Here is a 14,359-nt window from a genome sequence, read left to right on the forward strand (position 1 = left end):
CCGGTTGAGCGGGTGGCGACGAACCCGGTCAGGCGACAGTTTCGAAGTGACCAGAGGGGATGTCATGGCGCGACGGTTCATCACCTGGACGGCGGGTGGCGTGGCCGCGCTGCTGCTCGCGGCTGCCGTTCCGTTGGTCGCGGCGGCCAGCCCGAGCGGCACCGGGCAGGCCGGGTGGGACGCGAGGACCGGGCGGCTGGATCCGGGCACGTTCACCGACCCGCCGGCGACGGATCGGCCGCATGCCTTCTGGTTCTGGAACGGCAAGCTCACCGAGGACGAGTTGTCCCGGCAGCTCGACGAGATGAAGGCCAAGGGCATCGAGGAGTTCTTCATCCATCCGCGGCAGGGGCTGGGCGGGGATTTCGGCGTCACCGAGAACGGCTACTACCTCTCGAAGGACTACTTCGACAAGGTAGGTTTCGCCCTCGCGGAGGCCAAGCGCCGCGGCATGAAGGCCTGGCTCTACGACGACCTCAACTGGCCGAGCGGCTTCGCCGGCGGCCGCACGGTCTCCGGCGGCGACGTCGACGGAAGGACCGTGCCCGCCGATCCCGACTACCTGCCGTGGTATCTCACCCCGGTCGCCAAGGACGTCACCGGCCCGGTCGACTACGACCAGCCGGTACCGGTGTCGGTGCCGAGCGGCTGGTCAGTCAGCGAAGGGGTCCTCACCGTCAACGGCGGAGAGGTCGGCCTGGCCAAGGACGGGGCCGACTGGTCGGGCTACCGGATGGAGTTCGACCTGACCGTTGACGCGCTTTCTGGCGGGTGGACCATGCACAGCCGCGACGCCGCCAACCTCGTCATGGTCAACCTGACCACGACCTCCCCGTACAACCCGGAGGCCGCCTCGACGTTCGGCGTGCATGTCCGGGTGAACGGGGCGTACCAGCTCGTCGGCGCCCGCATCCCGGCCGGAACGACGATGCGCGACGGCGAGCGGCACCACGTCGCGACCGACATCCGCGGCGACACGGTGACGCTCTTCCTCGACGGCCGCGAGGTCGGCAGCCGCAGCGACCCCCGCATCGGCGCGCTCGCCAAGGGTCGCGTCGGCCTGCGCTCCGGCCAGGACGAACGGGCCCGCTTCGACAACCTGAAGGTCACCGCGCTCGACGGCGGAGCCACCCTGCTGGCGGACGACTTCTCCGCCGGCCTCGCCCGCTGGGACGTCACCCAGTCGCCGGCGTCCTCGCTCGTCGCCGCCGTCGCCCTGCGCAAGCGCGGCGACGGCAGCTGCGTGACCAGCGGGCAGGCCCGCGGCAGCGCCCTTGACGGCGACTCGGCCGTCGAGCTGACCGGCAAGGTGGGCGCCGACGGCCGGCTGCGCTGGGACGTGCCGGAAGGCCACTGGTGCCTGCTGCACCTCGTGCAGCGGCCGCTGGTCAACTACCACCCGGACCTCGAGCCCGACCAGCCGTACGTCGACATGCTCAACCCCCAGGCGACCCAGAAGTTCATCGACATCACCCACGAGACGTACGCGCGCCGGTTCGGCGACGACTTCGGCTCGACGATCCAGGGCATCTTCAACGACGAGCCGGGCTTCTACAACAACTTCCCGGACAACCGGGGAGGAGTCGACTCGCTCGGCTCCATCCCGTGGACGCCCGGGTTCCGCGAATACCTGACCGGCAACGCGGGTTACGACCTCACCGGGCGGCTTGCCGCGCTCTGGTACGACACCGGCGCGGCGACCACGAAGACCAGGATCGACTATTACGACGCGCTGTCCGACCGCTACAACGAGGCGCACACCAAGCCGCTGGCCGACTGGGCGGCGGGGCACCACATCGCGCTGATCTCCAACCCGCTCGTCGAGGAGGACCTCGGCAGCCACCGGCTGATCGAGGGCGGCAGCTGGTTCGAGATGAGCAAGCACTACCAGCTACCCGGCATGGACCTGATCAGCGGACTGGACACCAACGTCATCACGCCGAAGCTGAACTCGTCGGTGGCGCACCTGTTCGACCGCAAGCGCAACCTCGCGGAGACCTTCGGCGCGTTCGGGTGGGACCTGTCGATGGAGGAGATGAAGCGTGCGGTCGCCTGGGAGGTGGCCGGCGGTGTCGACCTCATCGACAACCACGCCTTCTACTACTCGATCGACGGGCAGCGGCGCTACGAGTCGCAGCCGAGCGAGTTCTTCCAGAACACGTTCTGGCCGCGCTTCGGCGCGTACGCATCGTTCACCGGCCGGCTCGTCGAGCCGGCCCGGGGAGCCACACCGGTCAACCCGGTCGGCCTGCTCTATCCCAGCTCATCGGTGATGGCCGAAGGAACGCCGTGGACGGTCCGCGGCTTCGCCGGCAACGGTCCCGGCCTGAGCGAGGTCGACGGCTCGTGGAAGGGCACGTCCAACGCACTGCTCGCCGCGCAGCTGGACTTCGACTATCTCGACGAACTCGCGCTGGCCGGGGACCCGGACCTCAACGTCGGGCTCACCGTCGACGAGGGCCGGTTGCGGCTGCACGACCAGACCTTCCAGGCCCTGGTCATGCCGAAGACGACCGTGCTGTCGCTGGAGGCGCTCGCCGCCGCGGAGCGGCTGGTCGCCCAGGGCGGCACGCTCGTGGCCGTCGACGGCCTGCCGACGCGGGAGGCGGAGGGCCGGGACGTCGAGTTGCGCCAGCGGCTGACGGCCCTGTTCGGCACCGACCCCGCCGCGCCCTCGGCCGCCCGTAGGACCAGCGGCGCCGGCGGCCTCGCCGTCTACCTGCCGTCCCGCGCCGACCTCGCCGCGACGCTGAAGGAGCGGATCGACCCCGGCGTCACCCTCTCGCCGGCCAGCCCCGACATCCGGGTACGGCATGTGAAGCGGGCGGCGGACGACGCGGTGCTCGTCACCAACCTCTCGGCCGCGACCGTACGCACCGACGTGACGGTCAGCGTGCCGCAGGTGCCCGAGATCTGGGACCCGGAGACGGGCCGCACGGACGTCGCGCCCGTGTTCCGGCTCGCCGACGACCGGGTGACGGTGCCGATGCAGTTGCGGCCGTACCAGGCCACCTGGCTGGTCTTGCGGCCTGGCGCGCATCCGATCGGCCAGACGCCGCACGCCACGGCCAGCAACGCCCCCGTTTCCGGGATCGCCGTCGACGGCGAGGCGTTGCGGGCGCGGGTCGCCGTGGACCAGCCCGGCGACGTCTACGTGACCGGACGGTACCGCGGGGAGACGTACGGGGGGACCGTGACGGTCGACGACCCGCTCACCCCGATCGCGCTCGACGGTCCGTGGCAGTTCCGGTTCGACCGGGAGGGCGCGCAGACCGTGGCCCGGCCGCTCGGGTCGTGGACCGCGCTCGACCCGGCGTTCTCCGGCACCGGCGTATACCGCCGCGACGTCGACATCCCCGACGGTTTCCGCACCGACGGGCTGCGCGTGCTCCTCGACCTGGGCTCGGTGCGGGACCTGGCCGCGGTCTCGGTTAACGGATCGCCGCCGCGGCACGTCGACTGGCAGCCGTACACGCTGGACGTGACCGACCTGCTCAGGGAGGGCACGAACACGGTCGAGGTGCGGGTGACCAACACCCAGACCAATGCGTTCGAGGGCCGGGCCAATCCGTCCGGCCTGCTCGGGCCGGTGGTCCTGCGTCCGCAGCGCGTCCTCGACGTCACGCTCGGCGCGGGGGAGCAGGTCCGGTCGCTCGCCCTGGCGGCGGCGCCCGCGTCGGCGCGAGTGCTCCCGGGCGGCAGCGTGCAGGTCACCGCGGTGATCGACGGGATAGCCCCGGACCGGCTCTCCGGCGCGCTCGCCGTCTCCGCGCCCGACGGCTGGACGGTCCAACCGGCATCGCAACGCTACGACGTCGCCTCGTCAGGAACGCCGGTGACGCTGCGGCCCACCGCGACAGTCACCGCCGGGAAGTCAACCGCGGACGGCACCTACGAGGTGAAGCTGACCGCGACCGGCGACGACGGGCGCACGGCGACCGCGACGGTGCAGGTGGTGGTGACGCATTCTCTGGTGGCGTGGGAGTTCGCCAGGGACGGGGACGCCGAGGGCTGGACGGCAGCCAGCCAGCTGACGCCGTTCACCGTCTCCGGCGGCGTGCTCGCCACCTCCACCACCGGCGGTGATCCGTTCCTGGTCCAGAGCCAACCGCTCTCGCCGGACCTGGCACAAGGCCTCACCGTCGAGGTGACCATGTCAACGTCCGTGAGCAGCCAGGGGCAGGTCTTCTGGACGACCGCCGCGCAGGGCGGGTTCTCCGAGGACAAGAGCGCCAGGTTCGCCGTGACCGGCGGGCCCACCCGCACCTACACCATCACGATTCCCGCCCAGGGCACCCGGCTCACCGGCCTGCGGCTCGATCCCACGACGACCCAGGGCGACATCCGCATCGACGCGATCAGGATCCTCCCGGGAGGTGGCGCATGAGCCCGTCGATGAGTCGCCGCCGGTTCATGCAGACCGGGGTTGCCGGCGGCGCCGCCGCAGCGCTCGGCGGGCTCAACCCGCTGATGTCACTGGCGGCCGTGGCGCAGGCGCCCGCGGATGTCCCCAGCGGGCTGCTCACCGCGCTCCTCGACGACCCACTGGGCGTGGGCGAACCCCACCCGCGGCTGTCCTGGGTTGTTCCCGCCAACGGGCCGCAGGCGTTGCAGAGCGCCTACCAGGTCCAGGTCGCCCACACTCGTGGCCGCCTGCTCGACGAAGACCTGCTCTGGGACAGTGACCGGGTCGCCTCGGCCGAGTCGACAGCCGTGTCGCTCGGGGGCCCGCCGCTGGAGCCACGCGGCGTGTACTGGTGGCGGGTGCGCACCTGGACCACCGGCGACAAGCCGTCGGGGTGGTCGCAGCCGCAGCGCGTCGCCACCGGAATCGGCCCCGACTGGGCGGCCACCCCGGTGTGGGCCCCCGCGCCGCCGCCCCCGCCGGTCCTGCGCGACGGGCGGTTCGCGGTCAGGACAGTGATCAAGGAGAAGTCGGCGGGCCTGGTGTTCCGGGCGGCCGACAACCGCAACAACTACCTGTGGCAGCTCCTCGCCGGACCGGCCGGTGTGCTGAAGACCCACGTGCAGGTCAACGGGGCCTACCGGGTGCTGGCCGAGCGCCCGATCGGCCGCGCCGTCCCAGTCGGCACACCGGTGCGGGTCGACATCGAGCTCGCAGGCACGCGCATCCGCACCTACGTCGACGGCGACCTGGTCGACACGATCGACGACGCGACGTACGCGAGCGGCACCGTCGGCTTCCGCAACGGCGGCTCGGAGTCACAGACGTACGACGACATCACATTCACCGACCCGTCCGGCACGGTGCTGCTCGCCGAGGACTTCTCCCGCGGACCTGGCGCTTTCCCCGGCGGGACCGTGCAGAACGGCGCGCTGGCCGTCGGCCGCAGCCAGCAACTCCTGGCCGGCCCGGCACCGGAGCACTGGGCCGCGCTGCGCACCGAGGTGCGGCTGGCCGACAAGCCGATCGAGTCGGCGGTCCTCTACGTGACCGGACAGTCCCCGGATCCCATCCGGCAGTACGTCTACTCCGCCTGGGTCAACGGCGCGTTCGTCGGTTCGGGCCCGACGCGTGCGCCGGCCAGCGAACCCCGGTACCACACCTACGAGGTGACCGCGTTGCTGCGCCGCGGCGAGACCAACGCGCTCGCAGCCCTCTGCTACACACCGACCGACAAGCGCTTCCTCGCCCAACTGGAGATCCGATACGCCGACGGCTCCCGCCTCACCTTGGGCACCGGCGCGGGCTGGCGGGCCCGGACCGGCGATCGCTGGCTCCCACCCGCCGGTGACCTGCGCGGCGGCTACTACACCGCCCCGCAGGAGTTCATCGACGCCCGGGAGGAGCCGGTCGGCTGGCTGTCCCCCGGCTTCGACGACTCGTCCTGGACGCCGGCAGCCGAGCGGGCGCCGATCGAGGGGCTACTGCCGGCCCAGACGCCGAACCTGCTGCGCGAGACGGTCGCCCCGGCCGCGGTACGACCGGTCGGCGACGGCCGATGGATCGTCGACCTCGGACGGGAGATCGTCGGCGGTCTCGCGCTCGACCTCACCGAGGCGCGCGCCGGCCAGACCGTGGAGGTGCGGCTGGGGGAGGAGCTGTCCGGGCCGGACACGGTCCGCTACCAGTTGCGCGGCGGCAACGTCTACCGCGAGGTGTGGACCCTGCGCGACGGCGCCCAACACCTGGAGCACTGGGGCTACCGGGGCTTCCGCTACGCCGAGCTGATCACGGACCCGACGCTGGATCTCACCGGCGCGGTACGGGGAGTCGCGATCCGGCTGCCGTGGCGGGCGGACGACGCCGTCTTCCGCTGCTCCGACGACGACCTCAACCGGGTCTGGGAGATGTGTCGCTACTCCATCGAGGCGACCCGGCTGGACCTCTACCAGGACACCCCCACCCGGGAGCGCGGGCCGTACGAGGGCGACGCGTACGTCAACCAACTCTCCGAGTACGCGACACAGCGCTCGTACGCGCTCGCCCGCTGGTCGAACTCCTACCTCGCGCGGCGCCCGACGTGGCCGTCCGAGTACCGGCTGATGTCGGTGCTGTCGGCGTGGCAGGACTACCTGCACACCGGCGACGCGGATCAGCTGGCCCGCGACTGGCCGCTGTACGTCGCGAAGAACTTCGACGAGTTCCTTGCCGCGGACGGCCTGCTGGACAAGCCGACGTCCATCGGCGGTGTCTCCGACCTCGTCGACTGGCCGGTCAGCAACCGCGACGGATACGTGCTCACCACCGTCAACACGGTGGTCAACGCCTTCCAGTGCGCCGCGTTCGCGACGTGCGCCGAGGTGGCGCGGGTCCTGGGCAAGGCCGAGGAGGAACGCCGGTTCGCCGACCTGGCGGGACGGCTCCGGCAGGCGGTCAACGAGCAGCTGCTCGATCGGCCGGCCGCGGCCTACCGGGACGGGCTCAGCACCGCGCACCGGGCCCAGCACGCCACCGCGTTCCCGATCGCGCTGGGTGTGGCCGACGAGGCCGAGGTGTCCGCGCTGGCCGCCGCGCTGGCCGCCGGCGGGATGCGGATGAGCGTGTACGGCGCCCAGTTCCTCCTCGACGCGCTCTACCTCGGTGGGCGGGGCGATGCCGGGTACGCGCTCATGACCAGCCGCGCCCGGGAGAGCTGGCTGCACCTGATGGACGATCTCGGCGCGACGATCGTCGGGGAGGCATGGGACCCGGCGCTCAAGCCGAACATGACGTTCTCGCACGCCTGGGGTTCGGCGCCCGCCAACGTGGTGATGCGTCGCCTCCTCGGGGTCACCGTCACGGCGCCGGGGGCGGCACAGGTGGAGGTACGACCACAGCCCGGTCCGCTGGAGTGGGCGCAGGGCCGGGTGCCGACGATCCGGGGACCGGTCGGGGTGCGCATCGACCGCCGCGACGGCTACCGGCTCGACGTCGATCTGCCGCCGAACGTCCGTGGCCGCATCCTGGTGCCGCTCGACGGCTCGCCGCCGCAGGCCTTCCGCGTCATCGGCGCGGGCCCGCACCCGGACCGCACCGTCGTCGACGGTCACGTCGTACTGAGCGGCGTGGCACCGGGACGCACGACCGTGTTCCTCGACCAGCGCCGCGAGTCCGCCGCTAACGGATGACAGACCACCGCATCTTCCCGCAAGCGATCGACGAGGTGACCACCATGAGACGTACCCGCTTCGCCGCCATCTCGCTGACCACCGCGGCCGTACTCGTTGCCAGCACGGGTGTGGCCAGCGCCGAATCTGGTGGTCTCGCCGCCCCGGCGCCCGGGGACTGGCAGCGATACGTGCTCACCCCGCAGACCCGCGACGTCGCGCCGCTCCGGGTGGTCTCGGCGGACAGCCGCGGCGGGGAGATCACCAACCCGGCCGGGGTGCTGGCCGCCGACGGACAACCGGTTAAGATCACCAAGACCGGTGCCGGCGCCGACCCCCGGTTGATCGTCGACTTCGGACGCGAAGTCTCCGGCTACCTCAGCGTCGACTTCGCCGGCGCCGCACCGACAACCCTCTTCGCATTCAGCGAGACGCTCGGCTACCTGGGCGACTGGGGCGACACCTTCGGCACGACGAGCTGGATCGCCAACGGCGACGCGTCCAAGCCACAGCGCGAGCGCCGGTTCGAAAGCCCGCACGAGCAGGCACCGGCCGGTGCCGGCACCTGGCAAGATCCGGAGCTGCGCGGCGGGTTCCGCTACCTGATGATCCGGCTCGCGCCCGAAGCGACCGCCGGGTCCAGCGTGAGCGTCGACGCCGTCCGTGTCCGGTACACGGCCGCGCCCGGCATCAACCTGGCCGACCGCGACGCGCTGCTGCCCGGCTGGTTCCTCTCCTCCGACGACGCGTTGAACAAGATCTGGTACGGGGGCGCGCACACGATCGTCAACGGCACGATCGACCCGACCCAGGGCATCGAGAACGGCACCGAGACGATCGGTGTGGGCGAGCGGGTTATCGTCGACGGCGCCAAGCGCGACCGGCTGGCGTGGAACGGTGACCTCGCGATCACGGGGCGCATCGCGTACGTCTCCACGGACGACCGGCAGGCCATGCGTGACTCGTTGCGCAGCATCGCCCGCACCCAGCGCGGCGACGGCTACCTCTCGGCCTGCTCACCCAACGGGCTGGGCGCCCCGGTCTGCCAGGGCTTCCTCGAATACCACCTGTGGTGGCTGCGCGGGCTTCAGGAGTACTACCTCTACACCGGTGACACAGCATTCGTCGCCGAGATGTGGCCGACGTTCACCAGCGCCATGGCGTTCCTGGAGACCCGGCTGACCGCCGAGGGTTTCGAGGGCACCGAGGCGCAGGATTCGGCGCCGAAGCTGCTGCCCGGCCACACCCAGGGCCAGACGTTCACCGCCACGTCGCCGTTCACCGCCGCCGGTGGCAGGTTCCCGACGTACAACACCACGGGTGCGGACATGACGCTGTCGCTCTACCGCGGGCAACCCGGCGCGGGTCAACTCGTCGCGAGCAAGCGGTTCGAGGACGTGGTGGACAACGCGTGGCTCATGATCGACCTGCCGGAGGCGGCCGCCCCCGGCGCCTACTACCTCGAGCAGTCCGACCCCTCGGGCACCGTCGCCTGGTGGACCAACTCCACCGACGCGTACCCGCAGGGCACCGCAATGACCGACGGGAAGCCGATCGCCGGCGACCGCACCCTGCGGATCGCGACGGTCAGCGACGACCGGACCCGGCTGCTCGACCTCTACGACCAGGGCGGGCACTGGATCTACGGCGACTCCGGCAAGGAGACCGAGGTCAACGCCCTGTACGTCGAGGTGCTGCGCGACGCCGCGGCGTTCGCCGAGCTGCAGAACGACAACCCTAAGGCCACCCACTGGCGGGAGCTGATCCCCGAGGTGGTGCGCGGGGTCAACGACCAGCTGTGGAACGAGACCGCAGGGGCTTACCGGCAGTCCACCGGCCAGCCCGGCAACATCGCCCAGGACGGCAACGTGTTCGCGGTCCTCTCCGGGGTCGCTCCCGCCGACCGTGCCGCCCGGGCCCTGGACACCCTCAAGGACCAGCTCTGGACCGCGTACGGCTCGAAGTCCGGAACCGGGTCGATGCCGCAACTGGTCGGTCCGTTCATGAACTACTGGGAGGCGGTCGCCCGGTTCGACGAAGGACGCGACGCCGAGGCCTGGCACCTGCTGCGCACCGTCTGGGGCTACCAGTTCGCCCAGCGCAAGCCGATCAACGGGGTCGAGGAACCGCCGGCGACCGGCGCCTGGGAACACATCAACCTCGACGGCAGCCCCTACCGGCACGGCGACGGCAGCATGTCCCACCCGTGGTCCGCCGGCGGCACCGCACTGCTCACCAACGAGGTCCTCGGCGTCCGGCCGGCCGGCCCCGGGTTCGCCACGTACACGGTGAAGCCGCATCCGGGAGACCTGGAGTGGGCGCAGGGCCGGGTGCCGACCCCGCACGGCGCGATCTGGGTGTCCTGGCGCCAGGACCGCGGACGCGACCGCTTCGTCATGGACCTGACCACCCCGCAGGGCACCACCGGCACGATCGCCGTCCCGGCCGACGGCCCGACGACGGTCATCGTCGACGGGCGGCTCGCCTGGAACGGCGACAAGGCCAAGGCGTACGGCGCCCACACCGACGGCCGGTACGTCTACCTCAGCGGCCTGCCCGCCGGCGCCCACACGATCAGCGCTCACCCCGCCGATGAGGAGTAACGCCATGCAGCCGTTCGCCGGACGAGTCGCCGCGGCCGCGCTCGCCGTGCTGTGTTCGGTCGCCACCGTCACCGTTCCCCAGTCAGCCGCGGTCGCCCAGCCGGCCGGGATCGCTCAGCCGCTGAGCGGCCTGGACGCGGCGCGGTTCGCCGAGCCGCGCCCGGACAGCCGGCCGAGCGTGCTCTGGTTCTGGAACGGCACCGTGACGTCGGCGCTGGTCGACCGGCAGCTCGGCGAGCTGCGGGCGCAGGGCGTGTACGAGGCGATCGTGTTCCCGTTCGACACCACCGCGCTGAAGCCGGCGTTCTTCAGCGAGGAATGGTTCGCCATCATCGAGCACACGCTGCGCGAGGCGCAGCGCACCGGCATGCACCTGTGGCTGTTCAACGACGACTTCTTTCCCAGCGGCCGCGGCGGCGGCCTCGTCATCAACGGGGGCAAGGTCGGCGACCGGACCTACGAGCCGCACCCCGAGCTGCGCCCGACGGGGCTCGGACGTACCAGCAGGACCGTGACCGGCCCCGCACAGGTCGACCTCGGCGGCGACACAACCGGGCTGGACGTCGTGGGCGGCCGCCTCGTCGTCGACGCAACCACGTTGAACGGCGTCGCGGTGCTGAAGACCGGAGCGGAGTGGAGCGACTACACGCTCACCGCCCAGGCCCGCCTGGACCGCGGCACCGCCGGCATCGTCGTCCGCGCCACCGGCGAGCGCAACGGATACCTCGTCGACACCCGCCGCGACGACGGCGGCGTCGACATCTGGCGCCAGCAGAACGGCTCGTTCACCCTGCTCAGCCACCCCGGCGGGGTGCCCGGCTGGGACCCAGCCGCCGAGCACGAGATCAAGGTGGTGGTCGCCGGGAACACGATCACCCCGTACGTGGACGGCAAGGCCCAGCCATCGGCCACCGACGGCGCCTTCCCGCGCGGCACTGTCGGGGTCCGCGCGGTCGCCGACCAGCGTTCGACGTACGACGAGTTCTCCGTGACCGGACCCGGTGGGCAGCCGCTGTACCGGCAGACGTTCGACGGAACGGCCGCCCTCACCGACTTCCGACCCCGGCAGTCCGCGGCGAAGGTGGTCTCCGCGGTCGCCCGACCGGCCGGCTCGAACGACGTCGGCGACTTCGTCGACCTGACCGACTACGTGACGGCCGGGCGGGCCTGGCCGGCGCCCGCCGGGCAGTGGCGGGTGGACACCTTCACCGCGACGCCGCTGGCCGACGACAACTCGTGGTCGTTCCGCCGGAACTACCTCGACCTGCTGGACGACGATGCCGTGGCCCGCATGCTGGACGCCGTGCCCGGCGAGTACTACCGGCGGTTCCCCTGGGCGTTCGGCACCGTGCTGCGCGGCTTCTGGGACGACGAACCGTTCATCGCCTCCGCCGACGCCCACTTCCAACAGAAACCGTGGTCGCCGAGCCTGCACGCCGCGCTGAAAGACGTCGGCACCACGCCCGGTGTGGCGTACGCGGCCCTCTTCGACGACCTCGGCCGCGACGGGCGGACCGAGCGCGGACGGTACTGGCGCGCCGTCGCCGACCGCTTCGGCGAGGCGTACTACGCCCAGCAGGCACGCTGGATGTCCGACCATGGCGTCGGCTACATCTCCAACCCGCTCTGGGACGAGTACGGCCCCGCCGAGCAGATCGCGAGCACCGGCGACCTGCACAAGGAGAACCAGTGGGCGCAGGTGCCCGGCACCGACGTCGTGTTCGACCACTACGCGGCCGGCGGGCGCACGATGCTGCCCCGGTACGCGGCGAGCGACGCCCACCAGAACGGCCAGGAACGCGTCCTGCTGGAGGCGTTCGGCGCGATGGGCTGGCAGGTGTCGCCCGAGTTCTCGCACGCGCTGCTCGGCGCGTTCGCCGCCCGGGGAATCAACCTGACCGTGATGCACGCGATGTGGACCGACGAGAACAACATCGTCTACCCACCGCCGTTCGGCTCAGGCAACCCGTGGTGGCGCACCGCCAAACCACTCACGGACTGGATCGGCCGGGTGATGGAGGTCGCCCGCGGCCGGGCCGCCGCCCAGACCGTGCTCATCCAGCCGCAGCGCGCCGCTGAGGCCTGGCAGGGCACACCCACCCAGGATGCGATCGACCGCGACTTCACCGCCGCCGCCTACGCGCTGGAGGACGCGCAGGTCGACTTCGACCTGCTCGACGAGGGCGCGCTCGCCGGCGACCCGGCGATCCGCGCCCGCGCGCAGGCGCGCGGCGGGCGGCTGCATGTGGGGGAGCAGTCCTATCGCCTCGCAGTGCTCCCGCAGGCCCCGACCCTGGATGTGGCAACCGTCCGGACGCTGACCGAGTTCGTCCGCACCGGCGGCACGCTCGTCGCGGTCGGCGACCTCCCAGGGGAGGAAGCCGCCGGCCGCGATGGTGAACTCCGCGACGCACTCACGGCCCTGTTCGGAGACGGCACCGCGCCGGGCGAGCGCGCATACGGCGCCGGCCGCATCGTGCGCCTGGCCGCCCCGGGCGGGCTCGGGGAGGCGGCCCGCTCGGCGGGGGTCGCCGCGGCCGTGCTCGAACCGGCTCAGCGTGCGGTGCGGGTGCTCCGGCTCGAGACCGGCAAGGATCAGGCGTTCCTGGTCACCAACGAGAGCGGGGCGGTCGTCCGCTCCACCGCGACGTTCCCCGCGAAGGGCACTCCGGAGCTGTGGCAACCGGAAACCGGACGGACGGCGACCGCCACGACCTTCCGGAACGCGCCCGGCCGCCTGGGCACCGCCGTACCGCTGGAACTGCAGCCCTACCAGACCGTGGTGGTCGCCTTCCGGTCCGCGGCGCGGCCGCCGGCCGCGGTGCCGCACCTGATCTCCGGCGACATCACCGCCACGGCCGTGAGCCCAGGCACGTCCGGCACCCTGCGGGTCGACGCCCTGCTCGACGCACCGGGCAGCCACCGGGTGGTCGGCGCCTGGGACGGCCAGCTGTTCGGCGGCACGCTCGCCACCGACGACCCGCTCACCCCGGTACTGCTGAACGGCGACTGGACGGTGCGGCTGAACAAGCCCGGCGCGCAGCCGCTGGACCGGCCGCTCGGGTCGTGGACCGCGATCGACCCGGCGTACTCCGGATCGGCCACGTACTCCCGAGCGGTCGACCTGGACGCGGCCACCCTCGACGGGCGCCGGTTCGTCCTTGACCTGGGCGATGTGCGAGATGTCGCGGAGGTCACGGTCAACGGGCAGGCGTTCGGCCCGCTGCTGTGGAAGCCGTACCGCCAGGACATCACTGCGGCGCTGCGCGCGGGACGCAACGAGGTCCAGGTGAGGGTCACGAACACCCTCGCCAACCGGCACGGCGACCACCGCCCGGCAGGCCTGCTCGGCCCGGTGGCGCTGCGCCCGCAGCGGCCCGTCTCCGCCGAGCTCGCACCGGTCGGGGACGAGCCGGTGTACGACGTCGGCCTGCCAGCGGCGCCGAGCGTGTCGCCGGGCCAATCCCGTGAGCTGCAGGTTCGGGTACGCCGCTTCGGCGGTTCCCAAGACACCGCAACGGTCGAGCTCGCCGCCAGCGGTGGGCTGACCGTCACGCCGGCCCGAACCGACGTGAAGTTCGACCGCGCCGGCGAGGCGACCCTCCAGGTCACGCTGACCGCTCCGGTGGACGCGACGGTGCCCGGCACCGGTGCTCTCACCGTGACGGTCGGCGGTGAGCGACGGGACGTGCCGGTGACCGTCGACCTTGCGACGCGGCTCGGCCAGGCCAGCGCCTCATCCACCCACCCCTCCTTCCGCCCTGAGGGGGCGATCGACGGGGACCGCAGCTCGCAGCGGTGGGGCCAGGGGAACGGCTGGAACGACGCGACGCAGGGCGCTTTCCCCGACACACTGACCGTCGACTTCACCATGGGGGCGCCGGTCGGTCGGGTCGACCTGTACACGATCGATTCCTCGCAGTTCCCCGCAAGCGGATGGGGGGTACGCGACGCCGACGTGCAGGCGCTGGTCGGTGGCCAGTGGCGTACCGTCGCGCAGATCCGCGGCAACACCGACGGGCTGGTACGCCGAACCTTCGACCCGGTCACCGCGACCGCGCTGCGCGTTATCGTCCGGTCCGCCAACGACAACGCCTACTCCCGCATTGTCGAGCTGGAGGGTTACCCGCAGTGAGCCCGCATCCAGCATCGACGTTCCCGCTCGGCGTGGTCGGCATGGTCGCTCCCTGTCCGGCGGTACCGGA

General features: G+C 72.0%; 4 protein-coding genes. All 4 read left to right on the plus strand.

Annotated features, from left to right (window positions below; translation table 11 throughout):
* Positions 1-64: 64 nt before the first annotated feature.
* Genes ACFOYX_RS08135 through ACFOYX_RS08150 form a run of 4 tightly spaced genes read left to right on the plus strand, consistent with a single transcriptional unit; the run spans position 65 to position 14,289 of the window.
* Positions 65-4,387 carry a glycosyl hydrolase gene (locus tag ACFOYX_RS08135; protein WP_322440206.1) on the plus strand — a complete coding sequence of 1,441 codons (4,323 nt, stop codon included), beginning with the start codon at positions 65-67 and terminating at the stop codon, positions 4,385-4,387.
* Positions 4,384-7,572, plus strand: a complete 3,189-nt coding sequence (locus ACFOYX_RS08140; protein WP_322440205.1) for a family 78 glycoside hydrolase catalytic domain — start codon at positions 4,384-4,386, stop codon at positions 7,570-7,572. The genes ACFOYX_RS08135 and ACFOYX_RS08140 overlap by 4 nt, the downstream gene beginning before the upstream one ends.
* Before the next feature lie 44 nt (positions 7,573-7,616).
* Positions 7,617-10,154 (plus strand): alpha-L-rhamnosidase C-terminal domain-containing protein, encoded by a 2,538-nt coding sequence (locus ACFOYX_RS08145; protein WP_322440204.1) that lies wholly within the window; start codon positions 7,617-7,619, stop codon positions 10,152-10,154.
* Positions 10,155-10,158: 4 nt separating this feature from the next.
* A complete protein-coding gene (locus ACFOYX_RS08150; protein WP_322440203.1) occupies positions 10,159-14,289 on the plus strand; it encodes a glycosylhydrolase-like jelly roll fold domain-containing protein in 4,131 nt (1,376 codons plus the stop codon).
* Positions 14,290-14,359 lie beyond the last annotated feature (70 nt).

This window comes from Micromonospora sp. GCM10011541 (genome assembly GCF_042650725.1).
Lineage (GTDB): Bacteria > Actinomycetota > Actinomycetes > Mycobacteriales > Micromonosporaceae > Micromonospora > Micromonospora sicca.